Origin of the sequence: Phenylobacterium aquaticum, assembly GCF_022695515.1 — a bacterium.
Classification (GTDB): domain Bacteria; phylum Pseudomonadota; class Alphaproteobacteria; order Caulobacterales; family Caulobacteraceae; genus Phenylobacterium; species Phenylobacterium aquaticum.
The window spans coordinates 36,582-61,819 of sequence record NZ_JALDPT010000002.1; the positions used below are offsets into that span (position 1 = coordinate 36,582).

Consider the following 25,238-nt stretch of genomic DNA (forward strand, 5'->3'; position numbering starts at 1 on the left):
GGGTCACGATCGGGACGCGGCTGCGTCGCCGAGCCTATGCTTGTTGAAATAGCTCACGGAGCCAAAACCTATTCGCCGCCCCATGCAGGCGCCTCCCGTCAAGGACGGGCCGCGCATCAACGAAGACATCCGCGTTCCCCGCGTTCTCCTGATCGACCAGAACGGTGAGAAGCAGGGCGTCATGCCCACTTCCTCCGCGCTTGAAGCCGCCGAAGAGGCGGGTCTCGACCTCGTGGAGATCGTGCCCAACGCGGATCCGCCCGTTTGCAAGATCCTGGACTACGGCAAGTTCAAGTTCCAGGAGCAGAAGAAGAAGAACGAGGCGCGCAAGCGGCAGAAGGTGGTGGAGATCAAGGAGATCAAGCTCCGCCCCAACATCGATACGCATGACTATGAGGTCAAGGCGAAGGCGATGCACCGCTTCTTCGAGGAGGGCGACAAGGTCAAGGTGACCCTGCGCTTCCGCGGACGCGAACTGGCCCACCCGGAACTCGGCATGAAGCTGCTCCAGCAGGTCAAGGTCGACTTCGAACCGGTGGCCAAGGTCGAGTACGAGCCCCGCATGGAAGGCCGTCAGATGATCATGATCCTGGCCCCGCGCTAGGATCTGATCGGACCGGAATTTGCGAACGGCCGTCCCTCGGGGCGGCCGTTTTGCTTTTCGGCCGTCGAAAACCTGCCGCCCCTTCCCCGACGACACACTTGAGGAGGGTCCGCCCGGCCCCGCATGATCGCGGGACAAGACCACATCCGGGAAGGAAACAAGATGGACCTCACGAACGCATCGGCCCTGGTCACGGGCGGCGCCGGCGGCTTCGGCGGCGCCACGGTTCGCCGGCTGGCCCAGCGCGGCGCCAAGGTGGTGATCGCCGACGTCCACGCCGACCGCGGCGAAGCGCTCGCCAAGGAGCTCGGCAACGGCTCGGTCTTCGTCCACACCGACATCATGGACGAGGCCTCGATCGAGAACGCGGTGCAGACCGCCGTCGGCCTGGGTCCGCTGCGCGCCGCTGTGGTCGTCCATGGCGGCCCGCCCGCGCCCGGCGCCACCGGTCCTGCCCGCACCGTGAACCGCGAGGGCAAGCGCCTGGCGCTCAGCCAGTTCGCCCACACCGTGAACATCTATCTGAACAGCGCCTTCGCCGTGACCAGCCAGGCGGCCGAGGCCATGGCGGCCAACGAACCGCTCGCTTCCAACCAGCGCGGGGTGATCATCAACACCGCCTCGATCGCCGGCTATGAGGGCCAGCCCGGCCAGGCCGGCTATTCGGCGGCCAAGGGCGGCATCATCGGCATGACGCTCACCGTCGCCCGCGACCTCGCGCCGCTGGGGATCCGCGCCATGGCCATCGCGCCCGGCACCTTCCTGACGCTGGCCTACGCCTCGCGTATGACCGATGAACAGGCCCAGGCCCACTGGGGTCCGATGGTGCTCAACCCCAAGCGCATGGGCGATCCCGACGAATACGCCATCCTGGCGGCCCACATCGTCGAGAACGATTTTCTGAACGGCACGACCATCCGCCTGGACGCCGGCCAGCGGTTCTAGGACTGCGCCCGCCCTCCCGCCGCGCGCGGGAGGGTTCCGCGCGGGTCTGCGGAAACAACCAAGCGGCGTAGTCGGGCTTGCCCCGGCGGGCGGGTCCCCTTAACACCGCCGCATTATGTCTGACTCCGAGCCGTATAAGGCCCCGGCCCCCCGCTTTGCGGCGGCGTCGTTGATCGCCGTCATCTTCATCAACATGCTGGGCTTCGGAATCATCGTTCCGCTGCTGCCCTTCTACGCCAAGTCGTTCAATGCGGCGCCCTGGCAGATCGGCGCGATCTTCGGCGCCTATTCCGTGGGGGCCTTTTTCGGCGAACCCTTCTGGGGCCGGCTGTCGGACAAGTACGGGCGAAAGCCCCTGCTGATCTCGACGATCATGGGCAACTGCCTCTGCTATCTGGCCCTGGCCTTCGCGCCCAACATCTGGGTGGCCTTCGCCATCCGCCTGGTGGGCGGGCTGGCCGCCGGCAACGGCGCCGTGGTGCAAGGCTATATCGCCGACGTCACCCCGCCCGAAAAGCGCGCGCGCCAGATGTCCTATCAGGGCGCGGCCTGGAACGTCGGCCTGATCATCGGCCCCTCGGTCGGCGGCTTCTTCGCCCATGAGGGCATGGGCCCGGCCGGCTTCCGCATCCCCCTGTTCATCGCCTCGGGCCTGGCGGCCCTGTGCGTCACCGCCATCGCCCTGGTGATCAAGGAAAGCCGCGTCCGCGAGCAGAACATCAGCCATCGCCCCAGCCGCTGGAAGGCGGTCGGCGAGGTGGTGCAGCATCCGGTGATCGGCCGGATGATGCTGCTGACCTTCCTGGTCGGCTTCGCCTTCACCGGCATCGAGTCCCAGTTCGGCCTGTGGTCCCAGGCGCGCTTCGGCTGGGGGCCGCGCGACATCGCCGTCTGCTTCGCCTTCACCGGCGCCACGGCCTTCTTCTTCCAGACCCTGGTCACCGGCCGCATGTCCGAGCGGTTCGGCGAGGGGACCATGCTGGCGGTCGGCATGTCGATCACCGCGCTCGCCGCCGCCCTGCAGGTGGTGTCGGTGAACGGCGTCATGACCATCGGCCTGATGTGCATGACCGCCGCCGGCCAGTCGGTGGCCTTCCCCAATGTCGGCGCGATCATCTCGCGCACCGCCGACCCCCATCGCCAGGGCCAGATCCTGGGCCTCAACAACGCCACCGGCGCGCTCGCCCGCGTGGTGGGTCCGGTCTGCGCCGGCCTGATGGTGCCGGTGATCCGCGACGGCCCGTTCATCCTGGGCGCCCTGGTGGTCGCCCCGGCGATCCTGCTGGCGCTCTCGGCCACCCGGCGGGCGACAGCCAGGCCTGAACCCTACCAAGCCGCCCCGTGACGCCGGTTCGGGATCACGACCCGCGGGCCCTGGTGGTCCTGCTCTCGGTGGTGTTCCTGAACATTGCGGGGTTCGGGGTGGTGATCCCGCTGCTGCCGTTCTTCGGCCAGGCCTTCCACGCCCAGGCCTGGCAGATCACCCTCCTGTTCTCGATGTTCTCGGCCGGCCAGTTCCTGGGCGAGCCGTTCTGGGGGCGCTTGTCGGACCGGGTCGGACGTCGCCCGGTGCTGATCGCCACCATCGCCACGGCCGCCCTCTGCTATGTGGCGCTCGCCTTCTCGCCCAATATCTGGATCGCCTTCCTGGCCCGCTTCGCCAGCGGCTTCTTCTCGGGCAACATCTCGACCCTGCAGGGCTGCATGGCCGACATTACCCCGCCGGAGAAACGCGCCGGTCGCATGGGGGTGATGGGCTCGGCCTTTTCGCTCGGCTTCATGACTGGCCCGGCGCTCGGCGGCCTCCTGGCCCATCCGAAGCTGGGCGCTGTGGGCTTCCACCTGCCGCTGTTCGCCGCCGCGATCCTGGGCCTGGCCTCGGCCGCTGGCGTGGTGTTCTTCGTGGCGGAGACCCGACCGGGCACGCCGGACATCCGCCCCCGCAGCCGCCGGGCGGCGATCGGCGAGGCCTTCGCCGACCCGATCATCCGCCGCATCCTGATCATCAGCTTCGTCATCGTCTCCGGCTTCGCAGGCGTCGAGGCGACCTACGGCCTGTGGACCTCCGCCCGGTTCGGCTGGGGGCCGCAGCAGATCGGCCTGGCCTTCGTGGTGATCGGGGTGATCGGCGCCTTCAGCCAGGGGATCGCCACCTCCTGGCTGGTCCGCCGGTTTGGCGAGCCGCGGGTGCTGATCGCGGGCCTGAGCCTGATGTTCGTCGGCATGCTGGTGCAGTTCAGCTCGATGGTCTGGCCCCAGGCGGTGCTGGGCCTGGCCATTGTCGGCTTCGGCCAGTCGATCTGCTTCCCGAACCTGGTCGGGCTGATCTCCAAGGCCACCTCGCCCGATCGCCAGGGCGAGATGCTGGGCCTGAACATATCCAACAATGCGCTCGCCCGGATCGGAGGGCCGGTCTATGCGGGCCAGCTGTTCTCCCTGGTCGATCCCGGCGCGCCCTTTGCGCTGACCGCGCTCCTGATCCTGCCAGCCCTGGTGCTGGCCTGGCAGGTCTGGAAGCGCCTGCCCCAGGCCGCCTAGCGTCAGGACCGAGCCCCCGCGCCCTTGCCTTCCCGCCGGGTTTGACGTATTCACCCGCCCCTTCGGAACCGCCTGGCCAAAGGCATGCCATGGCGGTTCATCAATACGCCAGAGGACGGGGCCGCAAGGCTCCGACGTGAAATGCCCAAACTGAAGACGAAGTCAGGCGCCAAAAAGCGCTTCAAACTGACGGCGACGGGTAAGCTGAAGGCCGGCGTCGCCGGCAAGCGCCACCGCCTGATCAGCCACAATTCCAAGTACATCCGTCAAAACCGCGGTACGAAAGTGATGAGCCCTGCTGATAGCAAGACCATCAAGTCGTACCTGCCCTATGGCCTTTGATCGGGAGTACTGACACATGGCTCGCGTTAAGAGGGGCGTGACCGCCCACGCCAAGCACAAGAAGGTTCTGGCTCAGGCCAAGGGCTTCTACGGGCGCCGCAAGAACACCATCCGCACCGCCAAGGCGGCCGTGGACAAGGCCGGACAGTACGCCTACCGCGACCGCAAGGTCCGCAAGCGCAGCTTCCGTTCGCTGTGGATTCAGCGGATCAACGCCGCGGCCCGTCTCGAGGGCTTCACCTATTCGCAGTTTATCTTCGGCCTTGATAAGGCCGGGATCGAGATCGACCGCAAAGTCCTGTCGGACATCGCGGGCGCTGATCCGGTCGGTTTCAAGGCCATCGCCGACAAGGTTCGCGCCGCGCTGGCCTAAAGCCTCGGGAGTTCTCTCCCCTGCTTTGCAAAGCCCTCCGGCCGAACCGCCGGAGGGCTTTTTGCTGTCTCCCTATCCTCCCCCGCCCGCGGGGGAGGGGGACCGCCCAAAGGGCGGTGGTGGGGGCGGCCCCAAGCTCCGCGTCCGGTCTCGCCCCCTCCACCACGCGGGTCGCGTGGTCCCCCTCCCCCGTTCCGCTACGCTTCCCGGGGGAGGAGAGGTTCCACTCAAGGCCCAGCCCATCTAAGAACCGCTTCGTCATGACCGATATCACCACCCTCGAGGCCGACATCTCGGCCGCTATCGCCGCCGCGGCCGACGCCGCCGCCCTGGAGACCGTCCGGGTCTCGGCGCTCGGCAAGTCCGGCTCCATCTCCGAGCTGCTCAAGTCCCTCGGCGGCATGAGCCCCGATGAACGGCGCGAGCAGGGGCCGAAGATCAACGGCCTGCGCGACCGCGTCCAGACCGCCATCGCCGCCCGCAAGGCGGAACTGGAGACCGCCGAGCTCGACGCCCGTCTGGCCGCCGAGCGGGTCGACCTCAGCCTGCCGGCCCCGCCGCGCCGCAAGGGCTCGGTGCATCCGACCATGCAGGTCATGGACGAGATGATCGCGGTCTTCGCCGAGATGGGCTTCTCGGTCGCCGAAGGTCCGGACATCGAGACCGACTTCAACAACTTCACGGCGCTCAACTTCCCGCCCAAGCACCCGGCGCGGGAGATGCACGACACCTTCTTCCTGCCGGAGGACGAACACGGCGAGCGCAAGGTGCTGCGCACCCATACGAGCCCCGTTCAGGTCCGCGTCATGCACGCGGTCAATGAGAAGGTCCCGGCCTGGGTCGCCAACGGCCAGGAACCGCCGATCCGCGTGATCGTGCCCGGCCGCACCTTCCGCAAGGATTCCGACCAGACCCACACGCCCATGTTCCACCAGATCGAAGGCCTGGTGATCGACAAGGGCATCCACATGGGCCACCTGAAGTGGACCCTTGAGACCTTCATCGCCCGGTTCTTCGAGACCTCGGCGGTCGAGACCCGCTTCCGCCCCCACCACTTCCCCTTCACCGAACCCAGCGCCGAGATGGACGTGAAGTGCGACCGCTCCGGGGGCGAGGTGAAGATCGGTCAGGGCGAGGACTGGCTGGAGATCCTGGGCTGCGGGATGGTCCATCCCAATGTGCTGCGCAATTGCGGCCTCGACCCGGACGTCTGGCAGGGCTTCGCCTTCGGCTGCGGGGTCGACCGGCTCGGCGTGCTGAAATACGGCATGCCGGACCTGCGCGACATGTTCGCCTCCGACGCCCGCTGGCTGGCCCACTACGGCTTCTCGGCCTTCGCCGCGCCCAACCAGGCTTCGGGGCTGTCGTGATGCAGACCGAACTGGACTGGCGTGATCTCGACCGGTTCCCCTTCGGTGACGGTCCGGACCTCGCGGACGCGCTTCTCGCCCTCATCCTGGAGGGCAAGAAGACCGCGACCTGCTGGAGCGTGGCCGAGGGGCTCAAGGGCTCGGAGGTCGGCAAGCGCTGGGTCGCCGAGGACGGGGCCGGCCGGCCGCGCGCCGTGCTGGAGACCCTCGAACTCACCCAACGCCGCTTCGACGCCGTGGACGCCGAGTTCGCCTTCCAGGAGGGCGAGGACGATCGCACGCTGGAAAGCTGGCGGCGCGCCCACGAGCGCTATTTCACCCGCAACGGCGGATACGCCCCGGACATGATGCTCTGGTGCGAGCGCTTCCGCCTGATTGAGATTCTCGGCGAAGGAGCCGACCGATGAAATTCACCCTCTCCTGGCTCAAAGAGCACCTGGACACCACGGCGACCGCGCCGGAGGTGGTCGACGCCATGACCATGGCCGGCCTTGAGGTCGAGCATGTCGAGGATCCGGCCACCAAGCTCGCCGCCTTCTCGGTCGCCAAGATCGTGGAGGCCGTCCAGCATCCCAACGCCGACCGCCTGCGCGTCTGTCAGGTCGACACCCGTGACGGCCGCAAGGAGATCGTCTGCGGCGCGCCCAATGCCCGGGCGGGCCTGACCACCATCTACGCCCCCATCGGCGCCTATGTGCCGGGCCTGGGCGTGACCCTGGTCGAGAAGCCGGTGCGCGGCGTGGTCTCCAACGGCATGCTCTGCTCGGCCTCCGAGCTGGAAGTGGCCACCGAGTCCGACGGCATCATGGAGCTGCCCGACACGCTCGCGGTCGGGACCTCGGTCGCCGAGGCGCTCGGGCTGGAAGCCGTGATCGACTTCGAGGTCACCCCCAACCGCCCCGACTGGCTGGGCGTCGTCGGCATCGCCCGCGACCTGGCGGCCGCCGGCCTCGGCAAGCTGAAGGACGTGTCGGTCGCCCCCGTCCCCGGCAAGTTCCCCTGCCCCATAGACGTCAAGCTCGACGGCACGGACGCCTGCCCGGCCTTCGCCGGCCGGCTGATCAAGGGCGTGAAGAATGGCCCCTCCCCGGCCTGGCTGCAGCAGCGCCTGGCCTCGGTCGGTCTGCGCTCGATCAACGCCCTGGTCGATGTCACCAACCTGATCTCCTACGATCGGGCCCGGCCGCTGCACGTCTATGACGCGGCCAAGCTGTCGGGCGATTTCCTCAAGGCCCGGCTGGGCCATGCGACGGGCGAGGCCATCCTGGCCCTCGACGGCAAGACCTATGAGGCGACCTCGGAAATCTGCGTGATCGCCGACGGCTCGGGCGCCATCGGCCTCGGCGGCGTCATGGGCGGGGAGTCGACCGGCTGTTCCGAGACGACCACCGAGGTCTTCGTCGAAAGCGCCTATTTCGACCCCATCCGCACGGCCCAGACCGGCCGCAGCCTGGGCATCACCTCCGACGCCCAGTACCGCTTCGCCCGCGGCGTGGACCCGGAAAGCCTTAAGCCCGGCCTGGAGCTGGCCACCCGGCTGATCCTGGAGCTCTGCGGCGGCGAGCCGTCGGAAGTGGTGTTCGTGGGCGAGGCGCCGGCCGCGCCCGGCCCGATCGCCTTTGACCGGTCCTATGTCCGCCAGCTGTCGGGCCTGGAGATCGGCCCCGAGCGCATCGACCAGATCCTGGCCGACCTCGGCTTCACGGTCGAACCCACCCAGATCACCCCGCCGTCCTGGCGGCGCGACGTCGAGGGCAAGGCCGACCTCGTCGAGGAAGTGGCGCGCATCGAGGGCTATGGCGCCCTGCCGGCTACCGCCCTGCCGGAGATCGCCAAGCCGGCCGGCGGCGTTCTGACCGTGCGCCAGGGCCGGTGCGCACCGCCCGTCGCGCCATGGCCGCCCGCGGCTATGCCGAGACCATCACCTGGAGCTTCACCAAGCGCGAGACCGCAGTGCTGTTCGGCGGCGGCCAGCCGGAGCTGGTGGTCACCAACCCGATCGCCTCGGACCTCGACTGCATGCGCCCCTCGGCCCTGCCCAACCTGATCGAGGCGGCGGGCCGCAACGCCCGTCGCGGCTTCCCCGATGTCGCCCTGTTCGAGATCGGCCCGCTCTATCGCGGCGACCGGCCGGAAGATCAGGTGACGACGGTCACGGCCCTCGTCGCCCCCCACGCGCCGCGGCGTTGGGACGGCGCCAAGACCGATCCGCTGTTCGACCTGAAGGCCGATCTGATGGGCCTGCTGGAGGAGCTCGCCGGCCCCAACCTGCAGACTGTCCAGGGCGCCAACAGCGACTGGTGGCATCCGGGCCGCTCGGCCCGCCTGCAGCTCGGCCCCAAGACCGTGGTCGCCGAGTTCGGTGAGATCCATCCGCGCATCTGCAAGGCTCTGGATGTCGAGGGCCCGCTCTACGCCTTCGAGCTCAATCTCGACGTCCTGCCTGAGCCCAAGCGCAAGGCGACCAAGACCAAGCCGGCGCTGGAGCTGTCCCCGCTCATGCCGCTGTCTCGCGACTTCGCCTTCCTGGTCGAGGCCAAGGTCGCGGCCGGCGAGGTGGCGCGGCCGATCCTGGGGGTCGACAAGGCGCTGATCTCCGACGCCCGCGTCTTCGACGTCTATCAGGGCCAGGGCGTGCCGGAGGGCTTCAAGTCGGTCGCCGTCGAGGTGATCCTCCAGCCGAAGGACAAGACCCTCACCGACGCCGAGATCGAGGCCCTGTCGGCCAAGATCGTGGCCGCGGTGGACAAGGCGGTCGGGGGCAAGCTGCGGAGCTAGAGCTCCGCAGCGATCCCCTCCAGCCTCACCAGGATCCCCGGCCAGCCGGAGCCCATGCCACGGAAGCCGCCCTCGTCCTGGGGTCGGAAGCCGCTCTGCTCCATCCGCACACGCGTCCCGCCCTCGACGGGCGTGAGGGTCCAGGTGACGACGGTCTTCAGGCCGTCCGCCGCCTGGTCGCCGGAGGCGTTCCAGCTGTAGGCCAGCCGCTGCGGCGGCTCGAGCGTCAGCACCTCGCAGTCGGTCACACCGTTCCAGCCCATCATTGGCGTGGCGCGGAAGTTGAACCTGTGTCCCACGACAGGCGCGAAATCATTGGCCATCAGCCATCGGGCGATGAGGTCGGATGTGGTCAGCGCCCGCCAGATCTTCTCCGGCGGATGGGCCATGACGCGTTCCTCGACAAGGGCGCGTTGGGCAGGGATTTCGGTCATCAGTCCATGTCCTTGAGCACGGCTTCGAGCTGGTCGAACCGCTCGGGCCAGAAGGTGGAATAGTGGGCGAACCAGTCGATCAGGGGCGCCAGTCCGGCCGGCTCGACGCGATAGTGAGTGCGCCGCCCCTCTCGCCGCTCCCGCACCAGGCCGGCGATCTTCAACGCCGCCAGATGTTGCGACACCGCCGGCTGGGAGACACCGGCGCCCTCCGTCAGCGCGCCGACCGTCAGTTCGCCCTCTCGGCTCAGGCGCTCGAACACCGCCCGCCGGGTAGGGTCCGACAGCGTCCGCATCAGCTGGGTCACCGCGAACTCGTGCATGGCGAATTTCATAAGCCATGACTTATGATTGAGTCAATCGACGGCCAGGCGCCTTCCGCTGGGTGAATCTTGGCGGGAGGCGGAAAGCCGTGTTTGGTCCGCCGCCACAGACCTCAACGCCCGGCGGAGCCGTTCCATGAAACTCGACAACACCATTTCAGCCGTGATCACCGGCGGCGCCTCGGGCCTGGGGGCGGCGACCGCGCGGCGGCTGGCCAGCCATGGGGTCAAGGTCGCCCTGTTCGACCTCAACGCCGAATTGGGCGAGGCCCTGGCCAAGGAGCTGGGCGGGGTGTTCTGCCAGGTCAACATCACCTCGTCCGCCGAGGTTGACGCCGCCTTCGCCAAGGCCCGCGCCGCCAACGGCCAGGAACGCATCCTGGTCAATTGCGCCGGCGTCGGCGGCTCGGTGAAGACCGTCAGCCGCGACCGCGAGACCCGCGAGATCAAGGAATATCCGCTCGATAACTTCGAGCGCATCATCCAGGTGAACCTGATCGGCACCTTCCGCTGCATCACCAAGTCGGCCGCCGGCATGCTGACCCTCGATGTCATGGAGGACGGCGAGCGCGGCGCCATCGTCAACACCGCCTCGGTGGCGGCCGAGGACGGCCAGATCGGTCAGGCGGCCTATACCGCCTCCAAGGCCGGCATTGTCGGCATGACCCTGACCGTCGCCCGCGACCTCTCCAGCGAGGCGATCCGGGTGAACACCATCCTGCCCGGCATCTTCGACACCCCCCTGCTCGGCCGCGCGCCGGAAGCGGTGAAGGCGGCGCTCGCCGCCCAGGTCCCCTTCCCCAAGCGTCTCGGTCAGCCGGAGGAATACGCCCAGCTCGCCGAGACCATGATCACCAACGCCTATTTCAATGGCGAGGACGTGCGCCTGGATGGCGCGATCCGCATGGCCCCCCGCTAGGGACAAACCCCCGGCCGGGCGCTAGCCTGGCCCCATGCACCGTATTGCGATCGTAGGGAGCGCCGGGGCCGGCAAGTCGCGACTGGCCCGTCGCCTGGGCGACATGCTCGGGCGGCCGGTCATTCACGCCGACAAGGTGTTCTGGCGACCAGGCTGGACCGATCCGGACACCGACCAGTACCGGCGCGACATCCGTGACCTGACCGCAGCCCCGGCCTGGATATTCGACGGCAATCTGGGACGGACGGCTGACATCGTCCTGCCGCGCACAGACCTGATCGTCTGGATCGAGCAGCCTGTGTGGCTGTGCGCGCTGCGGGCTTATGGGCGCATGCTCCGCTATTTCGGGCGCACCCGGCCGGACATGGGCGAGGGGTGTCCGGAACGGCCGAGCCTGGAGCTCTGGCGATATGCAGCGGACTTCGACACGGTCACGCGGCCTCGGCTGGACGCCGCCCTGGCCGAGCACGCGCCGCACACGCCCGTCATGCGATTGGCCGGCGACCGCGCCGTCGCCCGCTTCCTGGCCGGCGCGCGCTAGACCCGTCTAGGCCGCCTGGGCGACGTCCAGGCCGTGATAGGCGTAGCGCGTAGCCTCGGCCAGCGGGGCCGGGCGGGCCAGCAGGAAGCCCTGGACCTGGCGGCAGCCCATGGCGCTGATCGCATCCAGCTGGGCCTGGGTCTCCACCCCTTCCGCCGTCGTCACCATGTCCAGGCTCTCGGCCAGGGCGACGATGGCGCGGATGATGGCGATGCAGTCGGGCCGGTGGGTCGCGCCCTCGACGAAGGACTTGTCGATCTTGATCTTGTCGAAGGGGAAGGTGCGCAGATAGCTCAGGCTGGAATAGCCGGTGCCGAAGTCGTCCAGCGCGATCCGCACCCCGATGGCGCGCAGCTTGTGGAGGGCCGCCTGGGTCGCCTCGGTCTCCTTGAGGAACAGGGCCTCGGTGACCTCCAGCTCCAGCCGGTTGGGGGCCAGGCCCGCGGTGGCCAGCGCGCTGAGCACCAGGCCGGTCAGGTTGGGGTTCATGACCTGGGCCGGCGAGACATTGATCGCCACCCGCACATGCTCGGGCCAGCTCGCCGCCTCGGCGCAGGCGCGGCGCAGCACCCATTCTCCGATCATGTTGATCAGGCCCGCTTCCTCGGCCGCCGGCACGAAGCGATCGGGGGAGACCTCGCCGCGGGTGGGATGGCGCCAGCGCAGCAGGGTCTCGAAGGCCACGACCTGATGGGTGCGGGTGTCGAGAATGGGCTGATAGGCCAGATAGAACTCGTCGGCCTCCAGGGCGTGGCGCAGATCGGTCTGCAGCGCGCGGCGCTCCTCGGCCAGAGCGTGCATGGAGGGATTGTAGCGCCGGGCGCGGGCCTTGCCGTCCTCCTTGGCGCGATAGAGCGCCAGGTCCGCGTTGCGCACCAGGTGATCGACGTCCAGCCCGTCCTCGCCGACCACGGCCACGCCGATACTGACCCCGACACTGACCTCGACGCCCTCGATCTCGTAGGGCGGGCAGATCGCCCCGATCAATCGGTCGGCCAGGGCCTCGAAGTCCTGCTCGCCGCGCGCCAGGACCGCGAACTCGTCGCCGCCCAGGCGGGCGAGCAGATCGTCGGATCGCAGCACGCCCCGCAGCCGGTCGGCCACCGCGCAGAGCAGGGCGTCGCCCGCCGGGTGGCCCAGGGTGTCATTGACGTCCTTGAAGTGGTCCAGGTCCAGGCACAGCAGGGCGGCGGAGCCCGGCCGCGCCAGGCTGTCGGGACCGATGACCCGCCGGACCTCCTGGTGGAACTGGGTGCGGTTGAGCAGGCCGGTCAGGCCGTCGAAGCGCGCCAGCTGCTCGATCTGGGCCTTGGCGCGCTGTTGCTCGGTGACGTCGGAGCCGACGCCCCGATAGCCGATGAAGGCGCCGTCCTTGTCGAGCGCAGGGCTGGCCGACAGCGACCACCACCGCAGTTCGCCGGCGATCTCCACCGGCGTCAGCTGGTCACGGAACGGACGACGACGCTCCATGGCCTGGGACAGGGGGCGCACGCCCTCCACGCGGAACAGCTCCAGCAGGGGCGCGCCGATCAGGTCTTCCCGCACGCGGCCGAGCAGGTCCGCCATCCGGTCGCTCACATGGATCAGATGGCCCCGGGCGTCGATCTGCCAGAGCCAGTCGGAGCCCTTCTCCTCGAAGTCGTGCAGCAGCATGCCGATCAGCTGGCCATGTTCGGCCAGCGCCGCCTCGGCCCGGAACCGGGCCACAAACTGCCGGGCCGTGCCCATGATGCCGGCGGTGAGCACCCCGCTATAGATGGTGAGCAGGAGCCCGACGGCGATCCCGGCCGGATCGCCGGTGCACACCAGGGCGATGGTCGCGCCGATCCCCAGCAGCGACATGTAGCCGATCGCGGCGGTGGGGACGGTGGCCAAGGCGAAGGCGCCGGCCGCCATCATGCCGGCCACCAGGGCCGAAATCAGCGCCTGGTCCAGACCGTCCACGCGGGAGAACCACAGGGCCGGCGCAACGCCCCACAGGGCGCCGAGCAGGGAGGCGTAGGCGGAGGCGCGGCGCACGGCGCGGGCCGACGCCCGGCGGGGCGCCGGACGGCCCAGGGTGTAGCGCCAGCCATTGAGCGAGATCAGCACGCAGAGCAGCACGGAGGCGGCCCAGCCCAGGCTTTCCAGAGGGGCGATGTGCTCCCAGACCACGGTCACCAGGATGACCATGTTCAGGATATTGGCCAGCATCATCAGAGGCGTGGCGCGGGTGATGGCGCCGATCTGGGCGGCCCGGACCTCGGCCCGCAGGGGGTCGAGTCCTTCGTCCCATCCGGCCACGTCCCGCCAGGACAGCGTCCGATCGCCTGACGCGAAAGCTTGCACCCTGTCCTCGAGCTCCCGTGGGCCTGGGCGGACGGCGCCGAGGACCTTCGTGCTCAAGGTCACAGAACGGGGTTCAATTTGATTTAAGACGACAGGCCGTTGTGCGTTTTTCTTCGGCCCTGGCCCAGATTGGGGACTCTATACAGATCGTGAACAGTAATGAATCCGGTCGAGACTCATCACCTGGCGCCTTGTTCCAGCGCGATTCCCCCATAAGTATCCGGGCCATGACCCAGACTCCCGCGCCCCGCCGCCCCTCCGCCAAGCCCGCCGTCGAGCGCTGGCTTGAGACCGGCCTGTTCCGCGCCCGCTGGCTGATGGCGCCCTTCTATGTGGGCCTGGTGGCGGCCCTCGCCGTTCTGATCATCGTGTTCTTCCGCGAGGCGTGGGTCGAATTCAGCCACGTCATGACCATGAGCCCCGAAGGGGCGATCCTCATGGTCCTGTCGCTGATCGACCTGTCACTGGCCGGCAACCTGCTGCTGATCGTGATCTTCTCGGGCTACGAGAACTTCGTCTCCAAGATCGACACCGGCGACCATGAGGATCGGCCAAGCTGGATGGGCACGGTGGATTTCTCCGGCCTGAAGATGAAGCTGATCGCCTCCATCGTGGCGATCTCGGCCATCGCCTTGCTCAAGGACTTCATGAAGCTGGCCGAGGGCGAGGCGATCGAGGACCGCCACCTCGCGTGGCTCGTGGGCATCCACGTCACCTTCGTGGCGTCCGGCGTGCTTCTGGCCGTGATGGACTATGTGACATCGAAGACCGAGAAACACTGAGGGAGGCCGCCATGGCGGTGGAGATCAACGGCGTCGCGCACACCTTCATCACCGCCGGCGACTTCGAGGCCTCAGTCGCCTTCTACAGGCAGTTGCTGCCCTTCCTGGGCCTGAGCGAGGTCGCTGAAAGCCACGACACCTATTACTGCGTGGGCGGCCGCACGGGGGTGGGGATCCGCCGCCCGGATCCCAGCCACGCCGGCGAGCGCTTCGTTCAGGGGCGGGTCGGCCTGCACCACATCTGCTTCCGCGTCCGCGAGCGGGGCGACGTCGACGAGGTCCACGCCTTCCTCGTCGCGATCGGCGCCCGCATCGTCCACGCCCCGCAGCAGGATGCCTACGCCCCGGGCTACTATTCCGTCCTGTTCGAAGACCCCGACGGGGTTCGGCTGGAGGTCAATCACGTGCCCGGACGCGGCGTGTTCGACGCCGGCGGCAAGGTCTACGGATCGCTCGACTAGAACGGCCACCAGTGCCGGGCCCGGCTGTAGGACAGGTAGCCGACATTGGCGCCCAGACGCATGCCGACGCCGGCCCGGATCGGAGCCAGGATGATGTCGTTCGCGCGCTGATAGTTCACGCCCAGACCGCCGATGAAATAGGCTGAGCCGTCGACGCCGGGGAAACGCTGGAAGATCACGTCCGGGTACTGGAGGTTATAGCACAGGGTGAACACCCGGCTGGCGTTGCCGCCCACGTCCCAGCCCACCGACGGGCCCTGCCACCAGATCTCCACCGGGGGCTTGTTCTTCATATAGAGCAGGCCGCGGCCATAGCGCAGGCCGACGCCCACGGCGCCGGAGCCCTCTTCGCCCGCGATATAGGCGGTGGGCCGGCCATTGTCCTTGAACACCCGCTCGACCACGCCGCCCGCCGTCTCGGCGGTGACGCCCATGAAGTCGGAGACGTTGTTGACGATCTCTTCGCGGCTGAAGGTCTCCGCCGGAGCGTTCGCGGGATAGGCCGGGGTCGGCGTCACGGGCGGCGGGGGCGGTCCCTGAACCGGCATGTTGGTCGTGCCGGCGGGATAGGATTGGGCGCGGGCCGCGCTGGCCGCTCCGAGGGCGGCGGCGGCCGAAACGATCAGCGTGCGACGATCCATGGACAAGGCTCTCCCGGGGTTTGGGTCGAAACGATCCCATCCCATCGAGTCTTCATTGCGGCGCTAGGCTTAACGGCGGATTAACCATGCCGGGCGGGATGCGACCCGCCCGGCCGGGTCGCCTAGTTGCAGACCTTGCGGACCACATAGGGCATGAAGCTTCCCGCCTGCACGGGCTGAGAGGGCGCGGCCTGGGCCGGGCTGACCACCGAGCCGTCCACGCCGTAGTTGCCGCCGCCCAGGGTGGCGAAGGTGTTGGCCGCGCAGTTGATGGCGTAGCGATGGACCGCATAGGCCACCGGCTGGGTGCTGCCCGGCCAGACGGTGGGCTGCAGGGGCGTGAACTTCACGGTGACCTGGCTCACCCCGCCCGAGGCGCTGACGGTCAGCGGATCATAGGCCCAGGATCCGATCTGGTCGGACGACACCAGGCTCTCCCAGAAATAGGCGCTGGCGCCTTGCGCCAGGCTCATGGCCCCGGCCGCGGCGATGGCTGCGATCATCATGTCGTTTCCCCCTTTTTGCTCTTGGAGGGCCAATGGGGCGGGAGCGGGTCTCAAATGACAAGGGTCGACGCCAAGTGACTGCCCCGGATTGGGCGGAGCCGTTCCGCACGCCGGGCGATGCGTCACGGCTCGCACAGGCCCGCGAATGTGCTAGAGGCAGGCCAGCATGACGACGCCGCTCTCCCACATCCGCAACTTCTCCATCGTGGCCCACATCGACCACGGCAAATCCACGCTGTCCGATCGCCTGATCCAGGAGACGGGCGGCCTGACCAAGCGCGAGATGACCGAGCAGGTCCTCGACAACATGGAGATCGAGCGGGAACGCGGGATCACCATCAAGGCCCAGACCGTGCGCCTGGACTACAAGGCCCGCAACGGCGAGACCTATGTCCTGAACCTGATGGACACGCCCGGCCACGTCGACTTCGCCTATGAGGTCTCGCGCAGCCTGGCGGCGTGCGAAGGCTCGATCCTGGTGGTCGACTCCTCGCAAGGGGTCGAGGCCCAGACGCTGGCCAACGTCTATCAGGCGATCGACAACAATCACGAGATCGTCCCGGTCCTGAACAAGATCGACCTGCCGGCCGCGGAGCCCGACCGGGTGCGGCAGCAGATCGAGGACGTGATCGGCATCGACGCGTCTGACGCCATCCTCTGCTCGGCCAAGACCGGCGAAGGCATCGCCGACGTGCTGGAGGCCGTGGTCACCCGCCTGCCGCCGCCCAAGGGCGACCGCGAGGCGCCGCTGAAGGCGTTGCTGGTCGACGCCTGGTACGACCCCTATCTGGGCGTCGTCGTCCTGGTCCGGGTCATCGACGGGGTGCTCAAGGCCGGCATGAAGGTCCGGATGATGAACGCCGGCGTCACCCACCAGGTCGACAAGATCGGCGTCTTCAAGCCCAAGCAGACCGAAGTGGCGAGCTCGGCCCCGGCGAAATCGGCTACATCACCGCCCAGATCAAGCAGGTGGCCGACGCCGCCGTCGGCGACACCATCACCGAGGAGCGCCGCCAGACCGAGACCGCCCTGCCCGGCTTCCGGGTCGCGCAGTCCGTGGTGTTCTGCGGCCTGTTCCCGGTGGACGCCGCCGATTTCGAGGACCTGCGCGCCGCCATCGGCCGCCTGCGCCTGAACGACGCCAGCTTCACCTATGAGATGGAGACCTCGGCCGCGCTCGGCTTCGGCTTCCGCTGCGGGTTCCTGGGTCTGCTGCACCTGGAGATCATCCAGGAGCGCCTCTCCCGCGAGTTCGACCTCGACCTGATCGCGACGGCCCCCAGCGTCGTCTACAAGATCAAGCTGATCGACGGCTCGGAGATCGAGCTGCACAACCCGGCCGACCTGCCCGACCCGGTCAAGATCGACAGCATCGCCGAGCCCTGGATCAAGGCCACCATCCTGACGCCCGACGAGTATCTCGGCTCGGTGATCAAGCTCTGCCAGGACCGACGCGGCGAGCAGCGGGAGCTGTCCTATGTCGGCAGCCGCGCCCTCGTCGTCTACGACCTGCCGCTCAATGAGGTGGTGTTCGACTTCTATGACCGGCTGAAGAGCGTCTCGAAGGGCTACGCCTCGTTCGACTACGCCATCGAGGGCTACAAGACCGGCAATCTGGTGAAGATGTCGATCCTGGTGAACAGCGAGCCGGTCGACGCGCTCTCCATGCTGGTCCACGCCGACCGGGCCGAGACCCGCGGCCGCGGAATGGTCGAGAAGATGAAGGACCTGATCAGTCCGCACATGTTCCAGATCCCGATCCAGGCGGCCATCGGCGGGCGGATCATCGCCCGCGAAACTGTCCGGGCGCTGCGCAAGGACGTGACGGCCAAGTGCTACGGCGGCGACATGAGCCGCAAGCGCAAGCTGCTGGACAAGCAGAAGGCCGGCAAGAAGCGCATGCGCCAGTTCGGCAAGGTCGAGATCCCGCAGGAGGCTTTCATCGCCGCCCTGAAGATGGACGCCGACTAGGCCGGTTGGGGCGCTGGCTGCGGCGCCCGCACCAGTCCCGTGCCCTCAAGGCTGGCGCCGGCGAAGGTGACCGGCCGGGTTCCGCCGTGCACCAGCTGCAGGGGCTTCAGATTGGCGTCGCGGAAGATCGCGTGCGACAGCCGCGCGTGGCGGAACGAGGCGCCGCGCAGGTCCGCGCCGGTGAAATTGGCCGATCTCAGATCCGCGCCTTCGAAATCGGCGCCCATCAGCTGGGCCCCCGAGAAGTCCAGCCCGACCCCCACGGCGCCGCGGGCCGCAAGCCCCGCCAGCAGTCGGCCTTTGAACAGGTCAGTCGCGGGCCGCAGGTCGAAGGCGTCCAGGCTGGCCGGCGCCGCCTCCCCGCCGTCGGACCGCGCCCAGAGCTCAACCGCCTCCAAAGCGCCCGCGATCTCGCCCAGGCGGGCCTGAGCCGCTGGCGACGGATCGAGCACGCAACCCGACAGGTCCTTGGGCGTGAGGCAAAGGGCGCGCACATCGACATTGGTCAGGATGGCGCCCGAGAACTGAACGCCCGTGAGGCGAGCCCCGGCGAAGTCGGCCCCGTCGAGATTGGCGTTGGTGAAGTTGGCGTTCTTCAGATTGGCGTTGCGCAGCCGCACGCCCTTCAGCGAGCAATTGGAGAAATCGACCGCGAAGGCCTGGGCGTCATCCAGCTGGGCGCCGTTGAGGCTGCCGCCGGCCAGGCTGGCGCCGCCCGCGCCGCCGACCCGTCTCAGGCCAAAGTCCTCATCGGCGGCGCAGAGGATCGCCGCGCGCATGTCGGCCTCGTCCAGCACGGCCCCGGCCAGCCGGGCGCCGGCGAAGGTCGCGCCCCGCATGTCCGCGCGGACCAGCTTCGAGGCGCGCAGGTCGCAGGCCGACAGATTGGCGCAATAGAGGGCGGCGCGACTGAGGTCCGAGCCGATGAAGCTCGATCCCGTCAGGTCCGCCCCGGTGAAATCGATGTCGGCCAGGACCCGACGATCCGCGCCCATGCGGTGGGCGACGATGAAGCGGGGCACGGCGCGGGCCCCGCCCCGCCGTCCGGCGATGAAGGATTCATGGGCGACGACCATCGCCTCGAACCACGCGGCGTCGACGGCGATGGCCTTGGGCTGAAGATGGGTGCGACGGTGCGGCATGGGTGTCCGCGCCAAGGTGACTGAAAGAGTTGGAGAAATCGCTAACCCGGGCTCAGAGCTCCAGCACGCTCTGGGCGCGCGGCTCCGGCTGGGACGGGGCGGCTTTGCGCATCAGGCCGGTGCCATCGAGACTGGCGCCCTCGAACGAGATCGGCCGGGCGCCCCCGCCGGACAGGGGCAGGGCCGCCAGGTCGGCGTTGACGAAGCGGGCGTGGGACAGCTTGGCGCCGCGGAAACTCGCGCCCCGCAGGTCGGCGCCGGTGAAGTCCGCGCCGCGCAGGTCGGCTCCGTCGAAGTTCGCGCCCTGCAGCTGGCTGAGCGAGAAGTCCACGCCGACGGCCATCAGCGCCTTGGCGGTGAATCCGGCCAGGACGCGTTCGCGGAAGCTGCCCTGGGCGGGCCGCAGGTCCGCACCGTCGAGCTGGGCAGGTCGCCCCTCGGCCCCGTCGGTCTTGGCCCAGAGCTCGGCCTGGTCCAGCTCGGCGCGGATCTCGCCCAGCCGGGCGACCGCCTCCGGCGTCGGGTCGAGAACACAGGCGGCCAGCTCGGCCCGGCTGAGCCCCAGCCGCGAGACATCGACGCCGGTCAGGATCGCCCCGGTCAGGGTCGCGCCCTGCAGCTTGGCCCCGGCGAAATCGGCGCCGGCCAGATTGGCGTCCAGGAAATTGGCGTTCTTCAGATTGGCGTTCCGCAGCCGCGCGCCCTTGAGCGAGCAGTTGGAGAAATCGACCGCGAAGGCGGTGGCGTCGTCCAGCCGGGCGCCGTTCAGGCTGGCCCCGGTGAAGCTTGCGCCCGCGCCCAGCCGGCGCAGACCGCCGCTCTCGTCGACAATGCACAGGGTCGCGGCCCGCAGGTCCGCCTCGTCCAGCACCGCGCCGCCCAGCCGGGCGCCGGCGAAGCTCGCCCCACGCAGGTCGGCCCGCACCAGGTGGGCGTTGCGGAAGTCGCACTTGGCCAAGGTCGCGCAATAGAAGGCGGTGCGGGTCAGGTCGCCGCCGATGAAGATCGAGCCGGTAAGGTCAGCGCCGGTGAAGTCCGCCTCCCGCAGCACCCGCCCGTCACAGCGCATCCGATGGGCCACCACATAACGCGGCAGGGCGCGCATGGCCCCGGGCCGACCGGCCAGATAGGCCTCGTGCAGGCGGACCATGGCCTCGAAATCTGCGGCCTCCACCGTGACGGCCTTGGGGCTCAGGGGTTGGGCGCGCGGGCTCATGGGCGCCATGCTGTAGTTTGGAGTCCTCCACATTCTCCTAAGAGCGGCTCCCGCGCGACGATCCGTCCATATTATCGGCGATAACCTAGGCCTTGCGCGGCAGGCTCCCTTACGTCATGGAGGATGGGAAGGCCCGGAGGACGCGGGCGCGCCGCCAAGGCGCACGCCATACGCCGGCCTAGAGCCGGGGATATCAGGGGGACGGACGACCATGGAACATTTCGATGTGGTGATCGTGGGCGCGGGCCTGTCGGGGATCGGCGCGGCCGTCCACCTGCAGACCGATTGCCCGGGCAAGACCTATGCGATCCTCGAGGGCCGCGACGCCATCGGCGGCACCTGGGACCTGTTCCGCTATCCTGGCATCCGCTCCGACAGCGACATGTACACCCTGGGCTATGTGTTCAAGCCGTGGACCGAGGCCAAGGCGATCGCCGATGGCCCGTCCATCCTGCGCTATGTGCGCGACACCGCCCGCGACCATGGCGTCGACCAGCACATCCGCTTCGGCCACAAGGTCGTCTCCGCCGCCTGGTCCACCGAGGACGCGGCCTGGACCATCACCGCCGAACAGGGCGGCGAGACCCGCACCTTCAGCTGCAACTTCATCTTCCTGTGCGGCGGCTACTACAGCTACGACGGCGGCTACACCCCCGACTTCCCGGGCGCGGACAGCTTCAAGGGCCGCATCGTCCATCCCCAGCAATGGCCGCAGGACCTCGACTACGCCGGCAAGAAGGTGGTGGTGATCGGCTCCGGCGCGACCGCCGTGACCCTGGTCCCGGAAATGGCCAAGACCGCCGCCCACGTCACCATGCTGCAGCGCTCGCCCACCTATGTGGTGTCGCGCCCGGCCGAGGACGCCTTCGCCAACTGGCTGCGCGCCCGCCTGCCCGCCAAGCTCGCCTATGCGATCATCCGGTGGCGCAACGTGCTGTTCGGCATGTATTTCTACAACTTCGCCCGCAAGAACCCCGACAAGGTGAAGACCCGCATCATCGGCATGGTGCGCGAGCAGCTGGGCCCCGACTACGACGTCGACACCCACTTCACCCCCTCCTACAACCCCTGGGACCAGCGCCTGTGCCTGGTGCCGGACGCCGACATGTTCGCGGCCATCAAGGCGGGCTCCGCCTCCGTCGTCACCGATCATATCGACAGCTTCACCCCGACCGGCATCAAGCTGAAGTCGGGCCAGGAGCTGGAGGCCGACGTGATCGTCACCGCCACGGGCCTGGTGCTCAAGGCGCTGAACGGGCTGGAGCTGACGGTCGACGGCCGCAAGGTCGAGCCGGCCAAGACCCTCTCCTACAAGGGCATGATGTATTCCGACGTGCCGAACCTGGCCTCGTCCTTCGGCTACACCAACGCCTCCTGGACCCTGAAGTGCGACCTGACCTGCGGCTATGTCTGCCGGCTCCTGAACCACATGGACCGGACCGGCATGCGCCAGGCGACCCCGCGCAACACCGACCCCAACATCGGCGAAGAGCCCTGGCTCGACTTCTCCTCGGGCTATGTCCAGCGCGCCATGGCGAGCTTCCCCAAGCAGGGCTCCAAGGCCCCCTGGAAGCTGGACCAGAACTACGCCAAGGATCTGATGAACCTCAAATTCTCCACCGTGGAGGACGGGGTCATGAAGTTCTCCAACCCGGCGCGGCGCAAACAGGCCGCTTGAGGATTGCCGGGGCCGGCCGTCAGCGCCTAAAAATCGCCGAAGCTTGACCGCAAGGGTTGGGCCCGCCGATCCCTTGAGGAGCTGATGAATGCGTAAAGTCGTGATCCTGGCCGCCGTCGCGGCCGCCCTTCTGACCGCCGCCTGCAACACGGTCGCCGGGGTGGGACAGGACATTTCCGCGGCCGGCAAGGCGGTCAGCCACACGGCCGACAAGGTCAAACACTAGGCGTCTTCCTGGCGCGAGGCCTCTTCCGCGATCCGGGTCCGGTCCTCGGCCGGCACGACTTCGGGAGGCGCCTCGCGGGCGCTCTGCTCGGCCGGCGTGGTCGGTCCGGTATGGCCATGCGGCCGCCCGGCGCGCCCTTGGCCGGCGGGAGCGGCGTGTTTTCCGGCGCCATGACGGGTCCTCCGAGGTCTTGCCCCAAAACGGGTGACGACCGGGCGAGTTCCTGATCAACTCCGGTTCGGACATCCTGGGACAGGATCGCACCTGGGGTCGCGGGCGGAGGGCCCGCATCTTTCGCGCATGCGACGGCGGGTCATACTTCCGCCGCCGGCCTCAAGTGAGCATATAGCCGCCATGTCGAGTACCGAACGCCCCACCGTCCTGCGCGCCCTCCAGCGAGGCCTCAAGGGGCGATGCCCCCACTGCGGCGAGGGCAAGATGTACTGGCGCTATCTGAAGGTGGAGCCGAACTGCCCCTCCTGCGGCCACAGCCTGTCGCAGTATCCGGCCGACGACGGCCCGGCCTATTTCACCATCCTGATCGTCGCCCACCTGTTCGTGGCGCCCCTGCTGCTGTTTCCGGTGATCTGGCAGGCGCCGCCCCTGCTGGTGGTGCCCGGCGCCCTGATCCCGCTGGGCCTGCTGACCCTGATCCTGCTGCCGCGCATCAAGGGCGGCTTCATCGGCGTGCTCTACGCCAATGGGGTCAAGGACGCCGACCAGCGGCTGCACACCGCCGACGCCGCCGAATAAACCCGGCCGGAACCGCCGCGGCCCGGCGCCCGTTCCCCTCCGACAAGCCAGACCGTTCAGGGTGTGGCGACGCGGAGAGACTTCAATGCTGGGGACCATCCTTCTCATCATCCTGGTGCTGGCCCTGGTCGGCGCCCTGCCGACCTGGAGCCACTCGCGCTCCTGGGGCTATTTCCCGTCCGGCGGCCTCGGCCTTGTGCTGCTGATCGTGGTGATCCTGGTGCTTATGGGCCGGATATAGGCCGCGCGCCCTTCGCCTGACGCCTCAGCCGTTCTAGGGTCCCCTCGAAACTGGTTCGGGGGGACTTCATGACTGCGACGGAAGCCGGCGGCGAATTGCCCATCGAGGCCCAGGCGCCGGGCCTGACGCCGCTGGCGCGGCCGCGCCATCCTGGGCGGCTCGGCCGGCAATCTGGTCGAGTGGTACGACTGGTTCGCCTATTCCTCCTTCGCCCTCTATTTCGCCAAGCACTTCTTCCCCAAGGGCGACACCACCGCGCAACTGCTGGGCACCGCAGGGGTGTTCTGGGCCGGCTTCCTGGCCCGCCCGCTGGGCGCCTGGATCATGGGGCTCTACGCCGACAAGGCCGGCCGCCGCGAGGCGCTCACCCTGTCGGTGGCCATGATGTGCGCCGGCTCCTTCGCCATCGCCATCATGCCCGACTATGGGATGATCGGCGCCGCGGCGCCCTTCGCCCTCTTGGCCGCCCGCCTGGTCCAGGGCCTGTCGCTCGGCGGCGAATACGGCGCCAGCGCGACCTACATGTCGGAGGTCGCCGGCAAGAAGAACCGCGGCTTCTGGTCCAGCTTCCAATTCATGACCCTGATCATGGGTCAGCTCACCGCACTCGCCGTCCTGATCCTGCTGCAGAACCTGCTGCCCAAGGCGGACCTGGAGGCCTGGGGCTGGCGCATCCCCTTCGTGATCGGCGCGGGCCTCGCCATCGTGGTGTTCTTCATCCGCATGGGCCTGCAGGAGAGCGCCTCGTTCATCGCCGTCCAGGCGCAGGGCGCCAAGACCGAGAAGCACCCGCCGACGCTCGCCCTGTTCCTGACCTATCCGCGCGAGACCTGGACCATCTTCGGCCTCACCTCGGCCGGCTCCTTGGCCTTCTACGCCTACACGACCTACATGCAGAAGTTCCTGGTCAACACCTCGGGCTTCTCCAAGGACGCCGCAACCGGGATCAGCGCCGCCTCACTGGTGGCCTATATGCTGATCCAGCCGCTCTATGGCGCGCTGTCGGACCGCATCGGCCGCAAGACCACCCTGATGTTCGCCTTCGCCGCCGGCGCCGCGGCCACCTTCCCGGTGATGAGCCAGATCGCCGTCACCCACGATCCGATGGCCGCGATCCTGCTGGTCGTCCTGCTGCTGGCGATCCTGTCGGGCTATACGGCGGTCAATGCGGTGCTCAAGGCCGAGCTGTTCCCCGCCCATATCCGCGCGCTCGGCGTCGCCCTGCCCTATGCGCTCGCCAATTCGGTGTTCGGCGGCTCGGCGGAATATGCGGCCCTGTGGTTCAAGCAGGCAGGCCATGAGAGCGAGTTCTACGTCTATGTCGCGGTGGTGATGGCCTGCGCCTTCCTCATCACCCTCACTCTGAAGAACACCAACAAAGACAGCCTGATCGTCGAGGACTGATGCACGCCCTCCCCTCGCTTCCCCTGTCGCCGCTCGACCTCGCGGCCCTGGCCTTCTTCCTGGTGGTATGGCTGGCCTATCAGCCGTTGCTCAAGGCCTCGGCCGGGGGGCATGGGGTGATCAACACCAACATGACCGTCATCCGGGCCGCCTGGATGCGCAACATGGCGGTGCGCGAGAACCGGTTCATGGACGGCCAGCTCCTGGGCCACGCCCTGAACTCGGCCTCCTTCTTCGCCTCGTCCAACCTGATCCTGATCGCGGCGGCGGCCGGCGCCCTGTTCGGCGGCGAGACCACCTTCCGTTCGGCCTCCAGCCTCTTGGTGCTCAAGACCTCCTCGCGGCTCCTCTTTGAGGGCCAGATCGCGCTGGTGCTGGTGACGCTCGCCCGCGGCCTGCTCGATTTCATCTGGGCGATCCGCCAGATGAACTACTGCATCGCCGCTGTCGGCGCCGCGCCCGACACCCATGATCCGGTTTTCGAGGAGGCCTATGGCGAAGCCGCCTCCCGGCTGATCAACCCCGCCCTGTCGTCGTTCAATGCGGGGGTGCGCGGCTATTATTTCGCGCTGGCTGCCGCGGCCTGGCTGTTCGGCGCGCCGGCCTTCATCGCGGCCACCGCCGGGGCGACCCTGCTGCTCATCGGCCGCCAGCGCCGCTCGCAATCGGCCGGGGCCATTCGCGACATCCGCCGCCTGCTGGAAAGCCGGCAGGCCGACTGA

General features: G+C 68.5%; 25 protein-coding genes and 2 pseudogenes. 20 read left to right on the forward strand and 7 right to left on the reverse strand.

All coding sequences use genetic code 11. The annotated features are described in order from the left end of the window. The first annotated feature begins 82 nt into the window (after positions 1–82). The 9 genes and pseudogenes from infC (at position 83) to pheT (ending at position 8,950) form a co-directional block, all read left to right on the forward strand. On the forward strand, positions 83–604 hold the full coding sequence (gene infC / locus MQH10_RS02005; protein WP_242562403.1) for a translation initiation factor IF-3: 522 nt from the start codon (positions 83–85) through the stop codon (positions 602–604). 162 nt (positions 605–766) lie between these two features. Continuing rightward, a complete protein-coding gene (locus MQH10_RS02010; RefSeq protein ID WP_242562404.1) occupies positions 767–1,549 on the forward strand; it encodes an SDR family NAD(P)-dependent oxidoreductase in 783 nt (260 codons plus the stop codon). A gap of 169 nt (positions 1,550–1,718) precedes the next feature. Further along, complete coding sequence (locus MQH10_RS02015; protein WP_242562405.1) at positions 1,719–2,894, forward strand: MFS transporter; 1,176 nt, start codon at positions 1,719–1,721, stop codon at positions 2,892–2,894. After that, complete coding sequence (locus MQH10_RS02020) at positions 2,891–4,087, forward strand: MFS transporter (RefSeq protein ID WP_242562406.1); 1,197 nt, start codon at positions 2,891–2,893, stop codon at positions 4,085–4,087. Before MQH10_RS02015 ends, MQH10_RS02020 begins: the two co-directional genes overlap by 4 nt. 141 nt (positions 4,088–4,228) lie before the next feature. Further along, positions 4,229–4,429 (forward strand): 50S ribosomal protein L35, encoded by a 201-nt coding sequence (gene rpmI / locus MQH10_RS02025; protein ID WP_242562407.1) that lies wholly within the window; start codon positions 4,229–4,231, stop codon positions 4,427–4,429. Positions 4,430–4,445: 16 nt separating this feature from the next. Beyond that, the gene (rplT, locus tag MQH10_RS02030) at positions 4,446–4,802 is read left to right on the forward strand and encodes a 50S ribosomal protein L20 (RefSeq protein ID WP_242562408.1); all 357 of its coding nucleotides are present in this window, start codon (positions 4,446–4,448) and stop codon (positions 4,800–4,802) included. 260 nt (positions 4,803–5,062) lie between these two features. Beyond that, complete coding sequence (gene pheS, locus MQH10_RS02035) at positions 5,063–6,172, forward strand: phenylalanine--tRNA ligase subunit alpha (protein ID WP_242562409.1); 1,110 nt, start codon at positions 5,063–5,065, stop codon at positions 6,170–6,172. Beyond that, the gene (locus tag MQH10_RS02040) at positions 6,172–6,579 is read left to right on the forward strand and encodes an ASCH domain-containing protein (protein WP_242562410.1); all 408 of its coding nucleotides are present in this window, start codon (positions 6,172–6,174) and stop codon (positions 6,577–6,579) included. The genes pheS and MQH10_RS02040 overlap by 1 nt, the downstream gene beginning before the upstream one ends. Beyond that, a pseudogene (gene pheT, locus MQH10_RS02045) lies at positions 6,576–8,950 on the forward strand (phenylalanine--tRNA ligase subunit beta). Before MQH10_RS02040 ends, pheT begins: the two are co-directional and overlap by 4 nt. On the opposite strand, the gene MQH10_RS02050 reads toward pheT, so the two are convergent. Further along, positions 8,947–9,384 (reverse strand): SRPBCC family protein, encoded by a 438-nt coding sequence (locus tag MQH10_RS02050; protein WP_242562411.1) that lies wholly within the window; start codon positions 9,382–9,384, stop codon positions 8,947–8,949. The pseudogene pheT and the gene MQH10_RS02050 sit on opposite strands and share 4 nt — an antisense overlap. Then, positions 9,384–9,707, reverse strand: a complete 324-nt coding sequence (locus MQH10_RS02055) for an ArsR/SmtB family transcription factor (protein ID WP_242562412.1) — start codon at positions 9,705–9,707, stop codon at positions 9,384–9,386. Before MQH10_RS02055 ends, MQH10_RS02050 begins: the two co-directional genes overlap by 1 nt. Before the next feature lie 136 nt (positions 9,708–9,843). Here MQH10_RS02055 and MQH10_RS02060 point away from each other — a divergent pair, with 136 nt between their 5' ends. Together MQH10_RS02060 and MQH10_RS02065 are read left to right on the forward strand one after the other, a co-directional pair. Beyond that, positions 9,844–10,626: an SDR family NAD(P)-dependent oxidoreductase gene (locus MQH10_RS02060; protein WP_242562413.1), complete on the forward strand. Its 783-nt coding sequence runs from the start codon at positions 9,844–9,846 to the stop codon at positions 10,624–10,626. 34 nt (positions 10,627–10,660) lie between these two features. After that, positions 10,661–11,167 (forward strand): P-loop NTPase family protein, encoded by a 507-nt coding sequence (locus MQH10_RS02065; RefSeq protein WP_242562414.1) that lies wholly within the window; start codon positions 10,661–10,663, stop codon positions 11,165–11,167. Between the two features lie 6 nt (positions 11,168–11,173). Here the strand turns inward: MQH10_RS02065 and MQH10_RS02070 are convergent, their stop codons facing one another. After that, positions 11,174–13,495 (reverse strand): putative bifunctional diguanylate cyclase/phosphodiesterase, encoded by a 2,322-nt coding sequence (locus tag MQH10_RS02070; RefSeq protein ID WP_242562415.1) that lies wholly within the window; start codon positions 13,493–13,495, stop codon positions 11,174–11,176. A gap of 227 nt (positions 13,496–13,722) precedes the next feature. Between MQH10_RS02070 and MQH10_RS02075 the strand changes: the two genes are divergently transcribed. Then, positions 13,723–14,277, forward strand: coding sequence for a TIGR00645 family protein (locus MQH10_RS02075; RefSeq protein WP_242562416.1), 555 nt, complete (start codon positions 13,723–13,725; stop codon positions 14,275–14,277). A gap of 11 nt (positions 14,278–14,288) precedes the next feature. Further along, positions 14,289–14,738: a VOC family protein gene (locus MQH10_RS02080; protein WP_242562417.1), complete on the forward strand. Its 450-nt coding sequence runs from the start codon at positions 14,289–14,291 to the stop codon at positions 14,736–14,738. Here MQH10_RS02080 and MQH10_RS02085 read toward each other — a convergent pair. Further along, positions 14,735–15,379 (reverse strand): DUF1134 domain-containing protein, encoded by a 645-nt coding sequence (locus MQH10_RS02085; protein WP_242562418.1) that lies wholly within the window; start codon positions 15,377–15,379, stop codon positions 14,735–14,737. The two genes, MQH10_RS02080 and MQH10_RS02085, sit on opposite strands and share 4 nt — an antisense overlap. A gap of 122 nt (positions 15,380–15,501) precedes the next feature. Further along, positions 15,502–15,885: a hypothetical protein gene (locus tag MQH10_RS02090; RefSeq protein WP_242562419.1), complete on the reverse strand. Its 384-nt coding sequence runs from the start codon at positions 15,883–15,885 to the stop codon at positions 15,502–15,504. A 166-nt stretch (positions 15,886–16,051) separates the two neighbouring features. Here MQH10_RS02090 and lepA point away from each other — a divergent pair. Next, a pseudogene (gene lepA, locus MQH10_RS02095) lies at positions 16,052–17,856 on the forward strand (translation elongation factor 4). Here the strand turns inward: lepA and MQH10_RS02100 are convergent. Both MQH10_RS02100 and MQH10_RS02105 read right to left on the reverse strand, forming a co-directional pair. Further along, positions 17,853–18,998: a pentapeptide repeat-containing protein gene (locus MQH10_RS02100; protein ID WP_242562420.1), complete on the reverse strand. Its 1,146-nt coding sequence runs from the start codon at positions 18,996–18,998 to the stop codon at positions 17,853–17,855. The pseudogene lepA and the gene MQH10_RS02100 sit on opposite strands and share 4 nt — an antisense overlap. A gap of 52 nt (positions 18,999–19,050) precedes the next feature. Then, positions 19,051–20,214 (reverse strand): pentapeptide repeat-containing protein, encoded by a 1,164-nt coding sequence (locus MQH10_RS02105; protein WP_242562421.1) that lies wholly within the window; start codon positions 20,212–20,214, stop codon positions 19,051–19,053. 211 nt (positions 20,215–20,425) lie between these two features. Between MQH10_RS02105 and MQH10_RS02110 the strand changes: the two genes are divergently transcribed. The 6 genes from MQH10_RS02110 (at position 20,426) to MQH10_RS02135 (ending at position 25,238) form a co-directional block, all read left to right on the forward strand. Then, positions 20,426–21,892: a flavin-containing monooxygenase gene (locus MQH10_RS02110; protein ID WP_242562422.1), complete on the forward strand. Its 1,467-nt coding sequence runs from the start codon at positions 20,426–20,428 to the stop codon at positions 21,890–21,892. Between the two features lie 88 nt (positions 21,893–21,980). After that, positions 21,981–22,118: an entericidin A/B family lipoprotein gene (locus tag MQH10_RS02115; RefSeq protein WP_242562423.1), complete on the forward strand. Its 138-nt coding sequence runs from the start codon at positions 21,981–21,983 to the stop codon at positions 22,116–22,118. A gap of 354 nt (positions 22,119–22,472) precedes the next feature. Continuing rightward, the gene (locus MQH10_RS02120) at positions 22,473–22,871 is read left to right on the forward strand and encodes a DUF983 domain-containing protein (protein WP_242562424.1); all 399 of its coding nucleotides are present in this window, start codon (positions 22,473–22,475) and stop codon (positions 22,869–22,871) included. 85 nt (positions 22,872–22,956) lie between these two features. Then, positions 22,957–23,112 carry a DUF3309 family protein gene (locus tag MQH10_RS02125; RefSeq protein WP_242562425.1) on the forward strand — a complete coding sequence of 52 codons (156 nt, stop codon included), beginning with the start codon at positions 22,957–22,959 and terminating at the stop codon, positions 23,110–23,112. A 150-nt stretch (positions 23,113–23,262) separates the two neighbouring features. After that, the gene (locus MQH10_RS02130) at positions 23,263–24,516 is read left to right on the forward strand and encodes an MFS transporter (protein WP_242562597.1); all 1,254 of its coding nucleotides are present in this window, start codon (positions 23,263–23,265) and stop codon (positions 24,514–24,516) included. Then, positions 24,516–25,238: a DUF599 domain-containing protein gene (locus MQH10_RS02135; protein WP_242562426.1), complete on the forward strand. Its 723-nt coding sequence runs from the start codon at positions 24,516–24,518 to the stop codon at positions 25,236–25,238. Before MQH10_RS02130 ends, MQH10_RS02135 begins: the two co-directional genes overlap by 1 nt.

Excerpts from the sequence above, each read along its gene's own strand:
- MQH10_RS02040 (WP_242562410.1), top strand. The coding sequence starts at position 6,172 with ATGCAGACCGAACTGGACTGGCGTGATCTCGACCGGTTCCCCTTCGGT.
- infC (WP_242562403.1), top strand. The coding sequence starts at position 83 with ATGCAGGCGCCTCCCGTCAAGGACGGGCCGCGCATCAACGAAGACATC.
- MQH10_RS02055 (WP_242562412.1), bottom strand. The coding sequence starts at position 9,707 with ATGCACGAGTTCGCGGTGACCCAGCTGATGCGGACGCTGTCGGACCCT.
- MQH10_RS02135 (WP_242562426.1), top strand. The coding sequence starts at position 24,516 with ATGCACGCCCTCCCCTCGCTTCCCCTGTCGCCGCTCGACCTCGCGGCC.
- MQH10_RS02105 (WP_242562421.1), bottom strand. The coding sequence starts at position 20,214 with ATGAGCCCGCGCGCCCAACCCCTGAGCCCCAAGGCCGTCACGGTGGAG.
- MQH10_RS02065 (WP_242562414.1), top strand. The coding sequence starts at position 10,661 with ATGCACCGTATTGCGATCGTAGGGAGCGCCGGGGCCGGCAAGTCGCGA.
- MQH10_RS02115 (WP_242562423.1), top strand. The coding sequence starts at position 21,981 with ATGCGTAAAGTCGTGATCCTGGCCGCCGTCGCGGCCGCCCTTCTGACC.
- MQH10_RS02050 (WP_242562411.1), bottom strand. The coding sequence starts at position 9,384 with ATGACCGAAATCCCTGCCCAACGCGCCCTTGTCGAGGAACGCGTCATG.
- pheS (WP_242562409.1), top strand. The coding sequence starts at position 5,063 with ATGACCGATATCACCACCCTCGAGGCCGACATCTCGGCCGCTATCGCC.
- rpmI (WP_242562407.1), top strand. The coding sequence starts at position 4,229 with ATGCCCAAACTGAAGACGAAGTCAGGCGCCAAAAAGCGCTTCAAACTG.
- MQH10_RS02060 (WP_242562413.1), top strand. The coding sequence starts at position 9,844 with ATGAAACTCGACAACACCATTTCAGCCGTGATCACCGGCGGCGCCTCG.
- MQH10_RS02085 (WP_242562418.1), bottom strand. The coding sequence starts at position 15,379 with ATGGATCGTCGCACGCTGATCGTTTCGGCCGCCGCCGCCCTCGGAGCG.
- rplT (WP_242562408.1), top strand. The coding sequence starts at position 4,446 with ATGGCTCGCGTTAAGAGGGGCGTGACCGCCCACGCCAAGCACAAGAAG.
- MQH10_RS02010 (WP_242562404.1), top strand. The coding sequence starts at position 767 with ATGGACCTCACGAACGCATCGGCCCTGGTCACGGGCGGCGCCGGCGGC.
- MQH10_RS02075 (WP_242562416.1), top strand. The coding sequence starts at position 13,723 with ATGACCCAGACTCCCGCGCCCCGCCGCCCCTCCGCCAAGCCCGCCGTC.
- MQH10_RS02100 (WP_242562420.1), bottom strand. The coding sequence starts at position 18,998 with ATGCCGCACCGTCGCACCCATCTTCAGCCCAAGGCCATCGCCGTCGAC.
- MQH10_RS02125 (WP_242562425.1), top strand. The coding sequence starts at position 22,957 with ATGCTGGGGACCATCCTTCTCATCATCCTGGTGCTGGCCCTGGTCGGC.
- MQH10_RS02080 (WP_242562417.1), top strand. The coding sequence starts at position 14,289 with ATGGCGGTGGAGATCAACGGCGTCGCGCACACCTTCATCACCGCCGGC.
- MQH10_RS02110 (WP_242562422.1), top strand. The coding sequence starts at position 20,426 with ATGGAACATTTCGATGTGGTGATCGTGGGCGCGGGCCTGTCGGGGATC.
- MQH10_RS02090 (WP_242562419.1), bottom strand. The coding sequence starts at position 15,885 with ATGATGATCGCAGCCATCGCCGCGGCCGGGGCCATGAGCCTGGCGCAA.
- MQH10_RS02120 (WP_242562424.1), top strand. The coding sequence starts at position 22,473 with ATGTCGAGTACCGAACGCCCCACCGTCCTGCGCGCCCTCCAGCGAGGC.